The organism is Catenulispora sp. GAS73 (assembly GCF_041262085.1).
Classification (GTDB): domain Bacteria; phylum Actinomycetota; class Actinomycetes; order Streptomycetales; family Catenulisporaceae; genus Catenulispora.
On record NZ_JBGCCM010000007.1, the window covers coordinates 104842 to 121845 of the forward strand.

Genomic DNA, 17004 nt, shown 5'->3' on the forward strand with positions numbered 1-17004 from the left:
TTACGAAAGCTACTGGAGGCCGATCCAGGTACGAGCCAGCGACTGGATCACCGAGCCGTCCCCGTCGGCCAGCTTGGGGGCGATGTAGTCCTGGGCCCACCGGCTAGTGGGGATCCGGAAGGCGGGATGGTCCTCGGTCAGGGTTCGGAGGACGACCTCGGCGACTTCGCGGGACGGCTGCGCCGCCGTCTCCCACCCCTGCGCCGAGATCCAGCCGATGTAGTCGGCGAAGGTGGACGCGTACACGCCCGAGGCGGCCTGGATCGTCGAGCGGTCGGCGTCCGGGAAGATGCCGAACGAGGTATCGGGGACGAACCCCGGCACCACGAGCGAGACCGACACGCCATGGGCAGCGGCGACCGGGGCCAGCGCCTCCATGAAGCCCTCGACGGCCGACTTCGCCGCGCAGTAGGACTCGTTGAACGGCTGGCCGACCACACCATGAACGCTGCCCACTGTCACCAGGCGGCCCCGCGAGGCGCGGAGCAGCGGCATGGCCAAACGGCTGACGGCGATCACTCCGAAGAAGTTCACTTCCATGGTGGCACGCAGCGCGGCCATCGTGGACATCTCCATCGTGGGATCGGAGCTGGCGACCCCGGCGTTGTTGACCAACGCGTCAAGCCGGCCATAGGTCTTCTCCACGTCGGTCATGCAGGCCTGGACGGAATCCGGATCGGTGACGTCGAGCTGCCGCACGTCGACGGAAACCCCGGCATCCTGCGCGGCGGTGAGCAACGCGTCAGCGCGCCCGGGATCACGCATGGTGGCGACGGTCGCGAAGCCGTCGCGTGCGCAGGCGAGGGCTGTTGCCAGGCCGATGCCCGAGGACGTCCCGGTGATCAGTACGGTTCGGTCGGTCATGAGGCGCTGCCCGCCAGCTCTGCGCCGGATTCCACCGCGCGTTCTGCCTCAGCGGCGTCCAGCAAAGGTTGGATGCGGATCGCCGACAGGAACGAGAAAGCGGCTAGCAAGGTGCCGCCGGCCATCATCACCCGGGAGGCGTCCAGCACCCCTAGCGACCCCGTCAGCAGGCTGACACCCAAACCACCGACCAGCGCGGCCACCGGGATCACACCCCAGGTGAAGACCCGGTACGCGGCGTGCATGACGCCCTGGTTCTCGGCCGTCATGCGCGACTGCCGCGTCGGGGCGCTGCACACGTTGATGCACGACATGCAGAACCCGTAGCCGGCCATGGTCACCGCGATCACCGCCGTGGGTGGCAGCGCCGGTGCGGCGAGAATCCCAAGCCCGACCAGGTTGTGCGTCAGCAGTGACCAGGCGAAGGTACGGCCCAGACCGAAGCGCGCGGCGATCTTCGGGGCGACGACCGCGCCGATCAGCGCGCCCACCGCAGCGATCGACATCGCCGCGCCGAAGGCGCCGGTCGACAGGTGCAGGCCCCGGTAGGCGAGGATCGGCAGCACCGTGACGAAGACCGGGCCGCCGGCGTTGAGCGTCACCGCGGCCAGCACCACGCGCCGCAGCACCGGATCGGCCCAGTTGAGCCGGAAGCCGAGCGTCAGGCGCTGCCGGATCGAGCCGGCGGTGACCGTCTTGGTGCCCCAGGGCTGCATGAAGCGGAAGGAGGCTGCTGATATCAGGTAACTGGCAGCGTCGACGAACAGCGCGCCCACTCCGAGGGCGCTGTAGAGACCGGCGGCTATCGAGGGCCCGGCGACGTCGGCCACCGAGCCGCTGCCCTCCAGGCGGGAGTAGGCGCTGACCACGTCGTCCTCGGCGACGACGGCCGGTACCGCCACCAGGTAGCCGATATTGAAGAAGATCGTCGCGCCGCTGACCACCGCGACGCAGCCGAACAGCAGCGGCGTGGACAGGAAGTGCCGCCAATACGCGATCGGGATCACCGCCACCGCCGCCAGCCGCACGAGGTCGCACGTCAGCATCGTGCGACGCTTGTCCCACCGGTCGACCAGCACCCCGGCCACCGGCCCGACCAGCGGGATGCCCAGGTACTGCGCCATGGAGACGATGCCGACCTGCAGGGCGCTGGCGTGCAGCGCGAAGATCATCAGGGCCGGCACGACGAACACCGTGACCTTGTCGCCGGCCATGCTCACTGTCTGGCCGGTCCAGAACAGGTTGAACCCGCGCCCCAGATTCGCCGGCGACCGCCTGCTCACGCCTGCTCCCGGACCACGAAGTTCGAGGTCTTGCCGGTCCGGTCGTTGCTGATCAGGGCATCGGTGACGGTCACCCGGAAGTTGCCCGGGTCGTGCTGGAACGCGGTGCTCAGGGTGAAGGTCGAGGCCAGCAGGTCCTTGCGCAGCTGCTCGGTGTCGACGGAAGAACCGGTGATGGATTCGGCGTCGGCACTGGCAAGCACCAACACCTCGACGCTCAGCGCCCGGCCGTGGTTCTCGGTGATCACGACCTGCGCGCGGGACACCCCGGGCTGCCGCTCGGCCTGCGCCACGATGTCGTCGACATGCAGCCCGAGCCCGCGCACCTGCACCACGCTGTCCCGGCGTCCCAACACCCGCATGGCGCCGCCCGGCCGCCCGCACGGACACGCCACGATCTCCCCCGCGTCGCCGGTCTGGTAGCGCAGCACCGGGTTGAGCATCTCAGGGTTCAGCGTCGTGAAGTCGAGCAGTTCGTCGCCGCCGACGTGCACCAGCTGCTCGGGCAGCACGTGGAAAGTGTCGTCCGGGCACTCCGGCGTGTTGGTCCCGACGACCCAAGTCTCGGTGCTGCCGAACATGCCCCAGCGGCGCGCTTCCGGCGCGACCGCCGCCATGTCCGCCTCCAGCTGCGGTTGCCATGCCTCCCCGAGCCACAGCACCTTGCGCAGCGCGGGAAGCGTGATCCCGGCGGCGCGCGCGTTCGCGAACCACAGTCGCAGCACGCTCGGCGTGCCGCCGATCGCGGTCACCTTGCGCGCGGCGAAGAACCCCAGCCAGTCGGTGTACTCCTCGGCGGTCACCGAGCCGACCGCGATCACCTGGCAGCCGCACAGGTCGGCGAGGGCCGCGGCGAGAAAGTGCGCGCCCCACATGCGGCCAGCGCCCCAGGCGTTGACGAACACGTCGTCGCGGTCCAGCGGGGCCCACTGGGCATGGACTCCGGCCATGTAGAAGCCGGTCGGCGCGTAGCCGACCTTCGGTGCGCCGGTGCTGCCGCCGCTCTGGAACAGCCAGGTGGCGCCGACGTCGGCCTTGGGCTCCAGATGTGCCAGGGCCACGTTGAGATCGTCCTTGACCAGCGGCGGAACCGCGGCGATGGCGTCGAGGGCGAGGATCTTGTCGTGGCCGTCGTAGCGCGCCGCCAGCGCCGGCACCGTCTTCAGCCGGTCGAGCGAATGCTGGGCCACGGCCAGCCGGGACTCGGCCGCCTCTGGAGACTGCGAAAACGTCATCGTGCCGCCTCCGATTCTTCCAACCACGCGGCGTGGGCGTCGCGGTAGGCGGCGAATCGCGCGCGGGCGACGTCCTTTTGGATCGAGCGATCGTCGTCGGCCGCGCCGTCGGGCAGGATGACCCCGTCCAGCTCCAGCTCGGAGAACCAGTACCGCTCCCCGTCGTGGAGGAAGTCGACGCAGAAGAAGGGGATCGGGAGCTTCTCGGCGAAGTAGGCCGCCGCCTCCGCGAGCTCGTCCGGGACGGTGGCGAACATCTCCGTCTTCCCGGCCCGGCTGGCGTTGGCCACCAGTGAGCCGGCCTCGGGGGTCCGCTTGGCCATGGCGTACGGCTTGCCGCCGATGACGTAGACGCGGTAATCGATCGTCCCCTCGCCGAGGTAGGGCTGGACCACCAGCGTGGTGTCGCCGCCCTGGGCCAGGCTCGCCAGGCCCCTGAGATCCTCGGAGTCGCGCGCCAGGTTGATACCGCCTCCGCCGCACCAGCCGGTCGGCTTGACGATGGCCGGGAAGCTCACGTTCGGCAGGACCACCTCGTACAGGTGCTTGCCGATGTCCCGGCCGGAGCCGACGCGGATGGTCGGGATCGGCGGGATCGGGGAGCCGTCGAGGTACAGGACGGTGGCCAGCTTGTCGTTGCCGATCATCGACGTCCAGGCCGGGAACGGCAGATAGAAGCCGCACTGCTCCAGCACCGCGTACAGCGCATACTGGTTGAAGATGTCAGCCGACTGATACGGCAGCGAGTACAGGGCCGTGATGAACAGCGTGTCCTGCGGGGTCACCAACTGGTCATCCACATAGACCCGAGGCTCACCGCGGACCGTGGCGTCCACGGTCACCGCGTCGGGAGAGTGCCTGGTCCAGGTCATACCCAGCGCTTCGGCGGCCTCCGCGTACAGGTCCCAGAAGAACGGTTGCCAGAAGGCCTGTCCCCGGGTGGACTCCCGGTCCGGGAACACCCAGCACATGCGGCGCAGCGTGGAGGCGGTCATGGGGTCGAGCGTTCCAACCAGCGCTCCGAGACCGCCCCGGATCGGCTGCAGATCCGCTGCAAATCCGCTGTGACCGGGCCCCGCCGCGCGGTGCACGGCGTCGAGCGGATCTGAAGCGCTCTTGAAGCGCGGGTTGGAACGCTCGACGCAGTCCTCGTCCGCAGCCAGATCGGGGTATGCCGCCTATGTTGCCCGAGTTCCCCTCCACGGAGCCCGACGCACTCGACACCGTGCGCTCCACCCTGGCCAGGCTGCGCTCCGTCCCGGCGCTGGCCGACCGCTACTGCGACGTCGTCTCGCTGGACAGCCTCGAAGACCTGATCCACGTCCCGGTCACCGGCCGGGACGAGCTGAGCGTCGCGCTGGCGCATCTCAAGCCGAAGGCGCGCTCCGGCGCGACGTGGTCGTTCCAGCGGGACTGCGGCACCGGTCTGCCAGAGCTCGGATACGCGCCGACCGGCCTGTACATGAACGAGGTGTACGAGCGCTGGAAGCCGCTGGGGCCGGCCGACGTCTTCGTCAACGGCTGGGCCGCGGGCCGACTGTGGGACGCGCACTACCTCATGGGCGTCTACGCCGACCTGGCCGGCTGCACGGTTCTCGGGCTCGGCGCGGTTGAGCAAGGCGAGATCGGCTACTGGCTGGAGTTCTGCGCCGACCGCGACGTCACCTCCTTCGGCGGCGCCCCCGGCGCGTTGCGGCCGATCTTCGCCCGGGCCCGCGAGCTCGGCCTGAAACTGCCCACGCTGCGCAGCATCATCTGGCTCGGCGAGGAGTGGGACCCGACGATCGACGACGACCTGGCGTACGTGGCCCCGGACGCGCAGCGCTGGGGTCTGTTCGGCGGCGCCGAGACCCTGGTGATCGGCACCAACACCCCCGAGTGTGCGGCCGACATCTGGCATCCGCTGCCGTCTCAGCTGGTGCATGTCGGACGGGACCAGATGCTCGACGTCACCTCGCTCAAGCCGCACGGCCTCAACCCGGTCCTGCGCTTCCGGACCGGCGACGCGGGGCAGTGGGTCTCCTGCCCCTGCGGCCAGGCCGGACCCGCGCTGCGGGTGTTGGGCCGGCGGATGGGCGAGGTGAAGTTCCGCGGCCTGCTGCTCGACGTGGACGGCCTGGTCGCGGACGTCGCCGGGCAGCCCGGGGTGTCGCGGGTGCAGATGGTGATCACCGAGCACGCCGCCCGGGGGGCGACGGCCGAGGTGTTGGTGGTGCCGTCGCGCGATGCGGCGGGGGATCTGGCCGCGCGGGTGCGCGCGCACATCCTCGTCTCGGCGATCGGGCGGGCCTGCACGGCGTTCCGGAACGACCCGGACGCATTGGCGGTGCGATTGGTGGACAGCGTGATCAGCAACGAGCGGACCGGCCGAGCCGCCGATCTCGTGATGCGGCGGCACTCGTGACAGACGTGAACCTGAATCCAAGCCGGTATCTGATGAGGGCTTTCAGCGACGCGGTGCGCAGGCATCCGGACCGGCCGGCGATCGTGCACAACGGCGAGCCGCTCAGCTACGCGGATCTCAATGCACTGGTCCACGCGAAGACACAGGCCCTGGGACCCGACCCCGGGGTTGTCGGCGTCCCGGCGACGCGCTCGCCGGACACGGTGATCGGCCTGCTCGGCGTGCTCGCGGCCGGCGGCGCGTACATGCCGATCGATCCGTCGTTCCCTGCGGAGCGCGTCGAGGCCATGAATGCGGCGGCGCAGGGCCGACCGGTGATCGGTCCGGCCTATGTGCTGTTCACCTCCGGATCGACCGGCGAGCCGAAGCCGGTGCTCACTCCCGGCGAGGCGATCGGCGTCACGGTCGCCGCGCTGGCCGAGTTGTTCGAGCTGACCCCGGACGACCGCGTCCTGCAGTTCGCGTCACTGAACTGGGACACCTGCTTCGAGGAGATCCTGCCGACGCTCACCGTCGGCGCGGCGCTCGTCTTCGACGACGAGGCGCACACCGGTTCGTTCCGGCGCTTCCTGCGGATGGTGGACGAGCGGCGGATCAGTGTCCTGGATCTGCCGACCGCGTTCTGGCACGAGCTGGTGCGGCACCTGGTCGAGGACGACGCTTCGCTGCCGGACTGTCTGCGGCTGGTGGTGATCGGCGGTGAGGCGGCAGCACCGGCCCGGCTGGCCGACTGGCACCGGCTGGACACCGGCGCGGTCAGGCTGCTGAACACCTACGGCTGCACCGAGACCACGATGATCACGCATGCCGTGGAGCTCGACGCTTCCATGATCGAGCGGGTGCCGATCGGCCGGGCGCTGCCTCATGTCAGGGAGCTGATCGAGGACACCGGCGAACTGCTCATCGGCGGTCCCGCGCTGGCTTCCGGCTACCTCGGCAGGCCCGAGGCCACCGCCGAACGCTTCGTCGAGCGCGAGGACGGCCGCTGGTTCCGCACCGGCGACCGCGTCAGCCGGCGTCCCGACGGCGTGGTCTTCCATGAGGGCCGCATCGACCACCAGGTCAAGATCCGCGGCGTCCGGGTCGATCCCGGCGAGGTCGAGGCGCACCTGACGCGGCACCCTGCCGTGGTCGCCGCGGCGGTGACCGGTGTGACGCTCGCGGGCCGGACCGCCTTGGTGGGCTACGTCGCCGCTCCCGACTCAGGGCTCGAAGCCGGCGCCGACCTGCTCGGCTGGCTGCGGCAGCGGGTGCCCGCGCACCTGGTCCCCAGCCGCATCACGTTCGTCCCCGAACTCGTGCACACCGCGAGCGGGAAAGTCGACCGGGCGGGCACGCACCGGCGCTACGCACCCGGAGAAAGGCAGTGAACCCGCGATGACCGTCGACGACACGCTTGAGATCTTCCGGCGAGTGTTGGAGACCCCGGACGTGACCCCGGACAGCGACTTCTTCGACCTCGGCGGCGACTCCCTGCTCGGCACCCGCGTGCTGAGCGCGGTGGCGCGCACCACCGGCGTCGAGCTGACCTTCGACGACTTCCTGCTCGCCGCCACGCCCGGCGCCCTGGCCAAGCGCGTCGCCGAGATCGCGGAGCGGGGATGAGGGTCCTGATCATCGGTGCGGGGCTCGCCGGCCTCACCGCCGCGCGCCGCCTGGCCGACGCCGGGGTAGAGGTCACGGTGCTGGAGGCGCGCGACCGGGTCGGCGGCCGCACGCACGGCATCGAGGTAGCGCCGGGCGCCTGGGTCGATGCCGGCGCGGCGTATCTCGGCGACCGCCACACCGAGCTGAACGCGTTGCTCGCCGCGCTGGACCTGAAGACCTGTCCCACCGGGATGGTCGGGGACAGCCGGTTCGAGCTCGGCACCACTGAGAACGGTGTTGCCGAAAGCCGACCCGGCCGATTCCCGCCGTTGAACGCGGTCGCGCTCGGCGAGCTCTTCGACCTGCTGTCCGACCTCACCGCGCGGATACGGCCCGACGCGCCCTGGCTTACCCCGGACGCCGCCGAGCTCGACGGGACAACCGTCGCGCAGTGGGTCGACAGGAATCTGCGACACCCGGACGCCCGGCGTTTCTTCCCGCTGTTCCTCGGCGAGATGATGGCCGCGGATCCCGCCGATATCAGCGTCCTGCACATGGCCTTCTATCTGCGCTCCGGCGGCGGTCTCCGCTACCTCAACGCGTTCGAGGGCGGCGCTCAGCAGGACCGCGTCGACGGCGGCGCACACCAGTTGTGCGAACGGATGGCCACCGACCTCGACGTCCGCTGCGGCGTAGTCGTCCGCAGGATCCACGCCACCGACACCGGCGTCACCGTCTGGACCGCCGGCGGCGAACACCATGCCGATGCCGTCATCGTCGCCATCCCCCCGGTGCTCGCCGACGCGATCGACTTCGATCCGGTCCTGCCCGCGCCGCGCGCCACCGCGCACACCGCGCCGGGCTGCGCGGTGAAGGTCCACCTCGTCTATCCCGCACCGATCTGGCGCGAACACGGACTGTCCGGCTGGTCGGTCAACGCGAACGGCCCGCTGCTGTCCACCGTCGACGACTCGCCGGGCGAGGGTACCGTCGGCGTCCTGACCGGCTTCGTCACCGGCGCCGAAGCGCATCGCTATGCGGCGCTTCCGGCATCGGAGCAGCGGGCCTCAGCCGTCTCCCAGGCTGCGCGCCTGTTCCCGTTCCTGCCCACCCCACTCGGCTTCCACCTCACCGACTGGGTCACCGAGCCCTACAGCCGCGGCTGCTACGCCGCCCTGTTCGGACCCGGCGACTGGATGTCTCTCGGCCCCACCCTGACCGTTCCACACGGCCGCATCCACTGGGCCGGCACTGAAACCAGCACTGAGTTCTTCGGCCTGATGGAGGGCGCGATCCGCTCCGGCCATCGGGCTGCCACCGAAATCCTGTCCCGCACACCGGAAACGCCCTCCAGGAGGTCGCGATGAGCGACGAAAACACCGCCGCAGCGCCGAGCCCCATCGCCCCGATGGCGGTTCGCGAGCAGTTCATGACCGAGCCCGATCTGGGCGCCGGCAACTTCCTGGACTACGCCCTGGCGGCGAACCCGAACCGCGATGTGCCGTTCGCGTTCAGCCACAGCACCGACCACCGCGGCCGGGTGGTCCTGCGCGGCCACAGCCTCACCGACCTGGCGGCGCTGCGCGACCGCTACGCCAAGTGGTACCACGCCAACGGCGTGCGCCCCGGCGACCCGGTCGGCATCGTCGTGCCGGAGGGTCTGGAGCCGATCATCCACTTCCTGGCGTTGTCGGCGCTCGGCGCGATCCCGGCGATGATCAACGACGCGATGCGCCCGGACATCATGGTCCGCTACCTGGACCACGTCGGCGTGGTCGGCGTCGTGGCCTTCGACACCACCGGCCTGGCCGCCGCCTACCGCAAGGACCCGCAGCGCCGGCCGGGGTTCCTGGCGCTGGCCGCCGAGGTCCAGGCCTTCGACGCCGAGCACGCGGCGCTGCCGGATCAGTACCCGTACAAGCACCGGCACGAGGATGTCGTGGCCCTGATCCACTCCTCGGGCACCACTGGCACGCCGAAGTCGACGATCCTGGCGCACCGCCAGTTCTGGGACGGCAAGCAGCCCCGGATGACCCGCTTCCCGGCCGAGCCGTACGACAAGCTCATGTCGCTGATGCCGCACACCCACGCCGGCGGCCTGAGCTACTTCCTCACCGCGACGCTGCTCGGCCTGCCCACCGTCGTGATGGGCAGCTGGACCCGCGAGGGCGTCGAGCCGGTGATGGAGGCGTTCCAGCCCACGATGATCTCCTCCTTCCCGCGCACGTTCGTCGAGCTGGCGACCGGCGAGCTGCCGGTCAAGGGCGCGGCGAAGGTGCACTCCTGGTTCAACACCGGCGACAGCGCGCACTACGGGCACATCAGGAGGCTGATCACGCTCGGCGAGCGCCCGGCCGGCCTGATCAAGCCCTGGCTGCTGCCCTCGCAGGCGGCCGCCGAAGCGGCGCTGCCCGGCTCACAGTACGTCGACGGCCTCGGGTCCTCCGAGATGGGCATGGCGAACTTCGGCCAGGTGTGGACCCCGGAGGTGCCGCGCAACGACCGCTGCGTCGGCAAGAAGCTGGAGACCGTGACCCGGGCGGCGGTGCTGGACCAGGACGGCCAGGAGGTCCCGGACGGCACCGTCGGGCTGCTCGCGATCCAGTCGCCGTCCCTGACCCCGGGCTACTGGAACAACGAGGCTCTGACGAAGTCTTTCATGCTGAACGGGTACTGGCTCACCGGCGACGTCGCTTCCAAGGACGCCGACGGGAACTTCTACCACCTCGACCGCACAGTCGATGTCATCGACACCCTGTCAGGGCCCGCATATACCCTGCAGATCGAGGAGATCCTGCTGGCCGACTGCGACGAGCTGGTCCAGGACTGCTCGGTGTTCGGCGTGCCGGGCCCGTCGGGCCACGGCCAGGTCCCGGCCGCGATGGTCCGGCTCCAGGCCGGCGCCGCGGACGTGACCGAGGAGTCGTTGCTGGAGACCGCGAACAAGGCGCTCGCCGAGGCGGGCCTGACGGAACTCGCCGCGGTGCGCATCGCACGGGAGCCGCGGGACTACCCGCTCGGCCCCACCGGCAAGGTGCTCAAGCGGGAGCTGCGAACCCGGTTCGCGACCCTGTTCACCGCACAGACTTCCCGATGAGCACTGACTTCCCGGTGAACGCAGACCCCGTCATGGCCGCCGATTCCGGCGACCAGGGCTACCGCTACGTCCGGTCCGCGTTAGCGGAACCGGACTGGCGGCGGCTCCCCGGCTGGCGCGAGGTGACCGAGGCCGAGTGGCGCAGCGCCACGTGGCAGCGGGCGCACAGCGTCAAGAACGCCGGGCAGCTGCGCACCGTCCTCGGCGGCCTGCTGACCGACCGGTTCTACGCCGACCTCGCCGCCGACCAGACCCGGTACGCGACGATGGCGATGCTGATCCCGCCGCAGATGCTGAACACGATGGTCCCGGGCGCGCCGCCGGACGACGAGTCCTTCCTGGCCGACCCGGTCCGCCGCTACCTGCTGCCGGTGGCCTCGGACCGGGACCCGGACTGGCCGAGCCACCCGCACGCCGAGCGCGACTCGCTGCACGAGGCGGACATGTGGGTGGTGGAGGGCCTGACCCGCCGGTACCCGACCAAGGCGCTGGCCGAGCTGGTGTCCACCTGCCCGCAGTACTGCGGGCACTGCACCCGTATGGACCTGGTCGGTGCCTCCACGCCGCAGGTGGCGAAGACCAAGCTGGCGCTGCGGTCGGCGGACCGCCAGGAGGCGATGCTGGACTACCTCAAGCGCACGCCGAGCGTGCGGGACGTGGTGGTCTCCGGCGGCGACGTCGCGAACGTGCCCTGGCCCCGGCTGGAGTCGTTCCTGTTCCGGCTGCTGGAGGTGGAGTCGGTGCGCGACATCCGGCTGGCCACCAAGGCGGTGGTCGGCCTGCCACAGCACTGGCTCCAACCGGAGGTGCTGGCCGGCATGGCACGGGTGGCGGGCGTCGCGGCCGCGCGGTCGGTCAACCTCGCCGTGCACACCCACGCCAACCATGCGGCGTCGGTGACGCCGCTGGTCGCGGCGGCGGCGCGGGCGCTACTCGACGCCGGTGTGCGGGACGTGCGCAATCAGGGAGTCCTGATGCGCGGGGTGAACGCGACCGGCGCGGAGCTGCTGGATCTGTGCTTCGCGTTGCAGGACGAGGCGAACATCCTGCCGTACTACTTCTACATGTGCGACATGGTCCCCAACGCGGAGCACTGGCGGGTCTCAGTGGCCTGCGCCCAGGAGCTTCAGGACTCGATCATGGGCTGGCTGCCCGGGTACGCCACGCCGAGGATTGTGTGTGACGTGCCCTTCGTCGGTAAGCGTTGGGTGCACATGGTCGGCGAGTACGACCGCGAGATGGGTGTCTCGCGGTGGGACAAGAAGTACCCCATCGACGACGACGCCGCTGAGCGAGGCGGCGTCTACTACGACCCGATCCACTCCCTCCCGGAGTCCGGCCGCCGACGATGGTCGGAAAGCTATCCCTCCGACTGAGCGGCGAATGGCTTGCCGCTCAGCATGACGCTGTGGCCGCGGAACTCCGCGACCACGGCGCCGTCGTCCCGCCGGGTGACGGTCACGTCGTAGAGCCCGGTACGACCCTGCCGGGACCGCTCCACGGCCTCGGCGGCCAGCAGGTCGCCGGGCCGGACCGCCTGCAGGAAGGTCACCTGCGCGGCCTGCGCGACGGTGACCGGGCCATAGGAGTTGCACGCGTAGGCGAACGCCGAGTCGGCAAGGAGGAACACGTAGCCGCCGTGCCCGATGCCGTGGCAGTTCACCATGTCGTCGGCGACCTGCATGGTGAGCACGGCACGGCCCGGTTCGACCTCCTCCAGAGCGATGCCGAGCGCCTTGCAGGTCAGGTCTCTGGCATGCATCGCCTCGGCGTGCGCGAGTACCACGTCGTCGTCTCCTGTCGGATGTCGCTGAGCAGTCTGAGCCGTCATATCCGCGAGTCCAGCCGCAACGTCTCGGCGTTGCGATCGACCTCGACCAGTTCCGCGGCCCATAACCGCAGCCTGAGCCCGAGCCTGATCAGGGTCCCGGCCAAGACCCGGTCCGGGACGGCCGGCCGCAGCGACTCCAACGCGCGGCTCAGCTCGGCCGCGAGCAATCCGTCGTTGAACGGCCGGTCGAGCAGGACCCTGCCTTGGTCGAAGCCGCCGCCCAGGGCGACCTCGCACAGGATCAGCGCCTGCGCGAACCGTTCGCGGCCGCGTTCCTCGGCTCCGCTGCGCACCAGCACGTCGGCGTAGCCGAGCAGGACGATCGCGTACGCCAAAGGTTCGCGGCCCGAGGACAGAGTCCGCAGCGCGCGCTCCAGAGCGGCACCGGCTTCCCTGAGCCGGGACTGCCGGGCCCGCAGCGCGCCCAGGCCGAACGCGGCGGCGCAGGCGAGCCCGCCGGAGTCGGACGCGAGCAGCTCGGTAGCCCGGGTCAGATGGATGTCGGCCTGGCCCCACTGCAACGGGTCGGCCAGCAGGGCGGTGCCGAGCTGCGCGTGCGCCTCGCCCAGCACCCGCGGATCGCCCAGGGACACGGCCGCCTCCAGCCCGACCGCGCACACCTGCGCCGGGACGGCCGGGTCGGAGGCGTAGGCCGCCGCCGCGAGCCGCCAGGCCGACTCCCCGTCGCCGGTGTCGACGACCCAGCGCGCCACCGCCGGCAGGCTCGGGGCCTCGGCCGCCAGGAACCCGGACGGGTCGTCGCCGCGGAACGGCAGCCAGTCGTCCGGGCCGGTGGAGGCGGGCCAGTCCCGCTCCGGCGCCATCAGGTTCGCGCAGGCCTCGTACGCCTGCAGGTACCAGCGGACGATCCGGCCCTGGACCACCTCCCGGTCCGGGAGCGTCGCGCCGCACTGCCGGGCGTATCGCAGGACCATGTCATGGAACCAGTAGCGGTCCGAGCCGGTCTCCACCACCAGGTTGGCCGAGATCAGCTGGTCCAGCAGCTGCCGGGCGCGCACCGCCGAAACGCCGGCCACCGCCGCCGCCAGCTGCAGGCAGGCCGACGCCCCGGGCAGCAGGCCGAGCTGGCCGAACAGCCGCATCGCGGCCGGGTCGAGGCCGGCGTGCGCCTCGGCCAGCGCGGCGCGCACGGTGCGCGCGTCGTCGGCCACCGACAGCACGTCCACGCCCTCGGCCAGCTCGTCGGCGAAGGAGACCAGCGACTGCCGCGACCGGGACGCCAGGGTCGCCCCGGCGATCCGGATCGCCAGGGGCCAGCCGCCGCACAGCCGGACCACCTCGTCCGCGCCCTCGCCGCTGAGCCGGTCCGCGCCGACGATCGCGCGCATCAGCTGGGACGCGGCGGCCGGGGCCAGCGGCTCGACGGTCAGGGTGCGCACCGCGTGCTGGATGGCCAGCGCCGTGAGCCTGGTGCGGGACGTGGCGACCAGCAGGCTTCCGGGCGTCGGCGGCACCAGCGGCAGCAGCTGGCCGACCGTCTGGACGTCGTCGGCCACGATCAGGATCCGCTTGCCGTGGGCCAGCGTCCGGTACGTCGCGGCCCGCTCCTCGGCGCTGACCGGGAGCCGGTCGGCGCCGACGCCGAGGGCCAGCAGGATGGTGCCGAGGACGGAGCCCGCGGAGGGGATCTCAGTGGAGTCAGCACCCTGACCCGCGCTCTGGCTCGCACCGCCGAGGCGGATGAAGATCTGCCCGTCCGGGAAGCGGCGCGCGACGCTGTGCGCCCAGCGCACGACCAGCGCGGTCTTGCCCAAGCCGCCGGCGCCGGACACCACCAGGATCTGGGGCTCGTCGTCGGGTCCGGGCAGCGCGGCGGTGAGCGTCGCCAGATCGGCTTCGCGGCCGAAGAAGTGCCCGGCGCCGGCGGGCATCTGCGCGGGGTGGTGTTCCTGGACCGGTTCCGGGGTCTTCGGCGTCTCGGGGATCGCCGGATGCTCGGGGATCGCCGAGTATTCGGGTACCACCGGGTTCTCCGATGCCCGGGGACGGGGGACGAAGGCTGCCAGGAGTTCGGCGTCGCTCGCGGTGGTGGAGGGTTGTTCTGCGCGCTCTTCGCTGTGGCCGCGCTCGCCGCGTCCGCCTCGCAGTATCCGCATATGCAGCTCGCGCAGCTCCAGGCACGGATCCGCGCCGAGCTCGTCGGCCAGCCGCTCCCGGACGACCTGATAGGCGCGGATGGCGTCGGCCTGCCGGTTGCACCGGTACAGCGCGGTCATGAACTGGATGACCAGCCGCTCGCGCAGCGGATCGGCCGACACCGCGGCGGCCAGGTCGCCGACCACCTCGGCGTGCCGGCCCAGCCCGAGCTCGGCCTCGAAGTACTGCTCCAGCAAGCCGATCCGCAGCTCGGACAGCCGCACCCGGTCCGCGGCGGTGCCGGGCGCCCAGACCCCGTCCAGCGGCGCGCCCCGCCACAGATCCAGCGCCTGCCGCAGCCAGCGCGCGCCGTCCGCCCCGTTCTCGGCCCGCCGCGCGCGCCGTGCGTACTCCTCGCACATGCCAAGGTCGCTCGCCTCCCTGGGGAGATCGAGCAGATACCCGGGGTGCCGCGTGACGAGCGCGCCGCCGAGTTTGCGGCGCACCGTCGACACCAGCCCCTGCACCCGCGACCGCGGTCCGACCGGCGGCCGCCCACCCCACAGACCGTCGATGATCCGGTCCGTGGACAGCACCGTCCCGCAGGACAGCGCCAGGATGGCGACCAGGTCCCGCTCAAGTGGCGCGAGCGGCACACAGTCGCCACCGGCCCAAGCCTCCACCGGCCCGAGCAGGCGTATCTCCAACAAAGCAGCACCTTCCCGAGAACGCCGAGGCCCGGGATCGGAAAACGGCGAAGACGGTGAAGGCGACGATGATCAGCCCCACACCGCACCCACTGGTTTCGACCCGAGCGTCCGCGCGCCGACGCCGAACGAGTTCCCGCCCGCCGGACCCCTCCGACGCCTCGTTGTCGGGATGCTACAGCTGTTCGATGCACCTGGGCAGTCTGTGCGCGAAGCCCGCGTCACAGTACACTGACGCAGGTCAGAGTGCCCCCTCGGCGTGACCGCCCGGTGACGGGAGGTGGTCGGCGATCAGGGCTCTGGCTCGCCTGCCCCGGCCCAGTCCGAGGGTTGTCCGCGCCTCGGGCCGAGTTGACGCGCGCCGCGGCCGTACACAACGCTGCTCCTGTGAACGACCGCATCGTCGTCCCCTTCGCCGGACCCGGTTCCGGAACCGGGGGTCTGACCTGGGGACAGCGGCAGATCTGGGACGCGATGGTGGCTACCGACACCTCGCAGAGCCTGCGCGCCGTCGTGCCCCTGGACGGCGCCAAGACCGTCGACGATCTGGCCGGCGAGCTCCGCTTCTTCCTCAGCCGCTACCCGTCGATGCGCAGCAGGCTGGTGTTCGACGAGCAGGGTCGGCCGACGCAGGTGGTCGCAGAGTCCGGACAGGCCGAGCTGTTCGTGCTCGACGTGCCGGACGCCGACGATCCGGCGCGCGCCGCCGAGGAGTTGGCCGACCGCTGGGAGGGCACGAAGTTCGACTACGAGAACGAATGGCCCATGCGGCTCGCGGCGGTCCGGCACGGCGGTGCGGTGACGCACGTCGTGGTGGTCCTGAACCACCTGGCCGCCGACGCCGGCGGCGTCGCGGTGATGATGGAGGACCTCAGCGCCTGGGACCCGGCCACCGACGAGCAGGCGAATCCGCCGGCCGGGGTCCCGCCGACGGACCTCGCCGACTGGCAGGACGGGCCGGGCGGACAGCGGCAGAGTGACAGCGCCCTGCGGTACTGGGAGCGGCTGCTGCGCGCGGCCGAGCCCGAGCGCTTCGGCCCGGCGGTCCCCGACGAAGGCCCCCGCTTCCGCCAACTGACCTTCCGCTCCCCCGCGCTGCTCGCGGCGGCCCGCACGGTCGCGGCCCGCACCGGCGGCGGCACCGCGCCGGTCCTGCTCGCCGCCTACGCCGTGGCGCTGGCCCGGACGACCGGCGTGCACCCGGTGCTCAGCCAGACCATCGTCAGCAACCGCTTCCGCCCCGGCCTGGCCGCCGCGGTCCACCCGGTCAGCCAGAACGGCCTGCTCCAACTCGACGTCGCCGAGGTGCCGTTCGACGTCGCCGTCGAACGCGCCGCCCGCGCATCGGTCCTGGGTTCGAAGCACGCCTACTACGACCCGGTCCAGTGGGAGGCGCTGAAGGAGCGCGTCGACCGGGAGCGCGGCGTCGTCGTCGACATCGGATGCGTGCTCAACGACCGGCGCCTCGGCTCGGAGCCCGCTCCGGACGCCATCGAGTCCTCGCCGGGGCCGAGCACCCTGGTCTGGGGCGAGCCGCTGCCGCTGTTCAACGAGCGGCTGATGGTGACCATCGAGGACGCACCGGACGCGATCGAACTCCTGGTCGAGGTCGACACGCACGCGATGCCCGCGCCGATGGTGGAGGCTTTCGTGCTCGCGCTGGAGTCCGTCGTCCTGGACGCGGCGCGAGTCGGCAGCGAGCAGCGTCCTACCGACGCGCAGCCTGCGGGCATTCGAGACGGAAGGCCGCGCCTGGTACGTACTGAGCCCACAACGACGGTGTGACGGCCTCGCCGACCGTCCCACATCCAGATCTGAGCCGTCGCCCGACCGAGACCGGGTGGTGCGGATCGGTGATGTCCCAGAGGCCGACGGTGCTGTCCGCGCCGCCGCCGCGCC

13 protein-coding genes are annotated in these 17004 nt (G+C 71.3%); 7 read left to right on the plus strand and 6 right to left on the minus strand.

Going from position 1 to position 17004, the window contains the following annotated elements; genetic code table 11:
- Positions 1-9: 9 nt before the first annotated feature.
- From ABH935_RS12580 to ABH935_RS12595, 4 genes are read right to left on the minus strand one after another with little or no spacing between them, the layout of a single operon-like run.
- Entirely contained in the window at positions 10-864 is an 855-nt protein-coding gene (locus ABH935_RS12580) for an SDR family NAD(P)-dependent oxidoreductase (RefSeq protein WP_370378029.1), read from the minus strand.
- Positions 861-2147, minus strand: a complete 1287-nt coding sequence (locus tag ABH935_RS12585; protein ID WP_370378030.1) for an MFS transporter — start codon at positions 2145-2147, stop codon at positions 861-863. The genes ABH935_RS12580 and ABH935_RS12585 overlap by 4 nt, the downstream gene beginning before the upstream one ends.
- A complete protein-coding gene (locus tag ABH935_RS12590; RefSeq protein WP_370378031.1) occupies positions 2144-3382 on the minus strand; it encodes a phenylacetate--CoA ligase family protein in 1239 nt (412 codons plus the stop codon). The genes ABH935_RS12585 and ABH935_RS12590 overlap by 4 nt, the downstream gene beginning before the upstream one ends.
- Positions 3379-4377 (minus strand): RimK family alpha-L-glutamate ligase, encoded by a 999-nt coding sequence (locus ABH935_RS12595; protein WP_370378032.1) that lies wholly within the window; start codon positions 4375-4377, stop codon positions 3379-3381. The genes ABH935_RS12590 and ABH935_RS12595 overlap by 4 nt, the downstream gene beginning before the upstream one ends.
- Before the next feature lie 176 nt (positions 4378-4553).
- Between ABH935_RS12595 and ABH935_RS12600 the strand changes: the two genes are divergently transcribed.
- From ABH935_RS12600 to ABH935_RS12625, 6 genes are read left to right on the plus strand one after another with little or no spacing between them, the layout of a single operon-like run.
- A complete protein-coding gene (locus tag ABH935_RS12600; protein ID WP_370378033.1) occupies positions 4554-5786 on the plus strand; it encodes a hypothetical protein in 1233 nt (410 codons plus the stop codon).
- Positions 5787-5818: 32 nt separating this feature from the next.
- Positions 5819-7156 carry an amino acid adenylation domain-containing protein gene (locus tag ABH935_RS12605; protein ID WP_370378034.1) on the plus strand — a complete coding sequence of 446 codons (1338 nt, stop codon included), beginning with the start codon at positions 5819-5821 and terminating at the stop codon, positions 7154-7156.
- Positions 7157-7163: 7 nt separating this feature from the next.
- A complete protein-coding gene (locus tag ABH935_RS12610; protein WP_370378035.1) occupies positions 7164-7391 on the plus strand; it encodes an acyl carrier protein in 228 nt (75 codons plus the stop codon).
- Positions 7388-8740 carry a flavin monoamine oxidase family protein gene (locus ABH935_RS12615; protein WP_370378036.1) on the plus strand — a complete coding sequence of 451 codons (1353 nt, stop codon included), beginning with the start codon at positions 7388-7390 and terminating at the stop codon, positions 8738-8740. Before ABH935_RS12610 ends, ABH935_RS12615 begins: the two co-directional genes overlap by 4 nt.
- The gene (locus tag ABH935_RS12620; protein WP_370378037.1) at positions 8737-10470 is read left to right on the plus strand and encodes a class I adenylate-forming enzyme family protein; all 1734 of its coding nucleotides are present in this window, start codon (positions 8737-8739) and stop codon (positions 10468-10470) included. The genes ABH935_RS12615 and ABH935_RS12620 overlap by 4 nt, the downstream gene beginning before the upstream one ends.
- Positions 10467-11846 carry a KamA family radical SAM protein gene (locus ABH935_RS12625; RefSeq protein WP_370378038.1) on the plus strand — a complete coding sequence of 460 codons (1380 nt, stop codon included), beginning with the start codon at positions 10467-10469 and terminating at the stop codon, positions 11844-11846. Before ABH935_RS12620 ends, ABH935_RS12625 begins: the two co-directional genes overlap by 4 nt.
- Here ABH935_RS12625 and paaI read toward each other — a convergent pair.
- Entirely contained in the window at positions 11831-12232 is a 402-nt protein-coding gene (paaI, locus tag ABH935_RS12630; protein WP_370378220.1) for a hydroxyphenylacetyl-CoA thioesterase PaaI, read from the minus strand. The genes ABH935_RS12625 and paaI overlap by 16 nt on opposite strands.
- Positions 12233-12297: 65 nt before the next feature.
- The gene (locus ABH935_RS12635) at positions 12298-15108 is read right to left on the minus strand and encodes a BTAD domain-containing putative transcriptional regulator (RefSeq protein ID WP_370378039.1); all 2811 of its coding nucleotides are present in this window, start codon (positions 15106-15108) and stop codon (positions 12298-12300) included.
- A 384-nt stretch (positions 15109-15492) separates the two neighbouring features.
- Here ABH935_RS12635 and ABH935_RS12640 point away from each other — a divergent pair, with 384 nt between their 5' ends.
- The gene (locus tag ABH935_RS12640) at positions 15493-16890 is read left to right on the plus strand and encodes a condensation domain-containing protein (RefSeq protein WP_370378040.1); all 1398 of its coding nucleotides are present in this window, start codon (positions 15493-15495) and stop codon (positions 16888-16890) included.
- Positions 16891-17004: the final 114 nt, after the last annotated feature.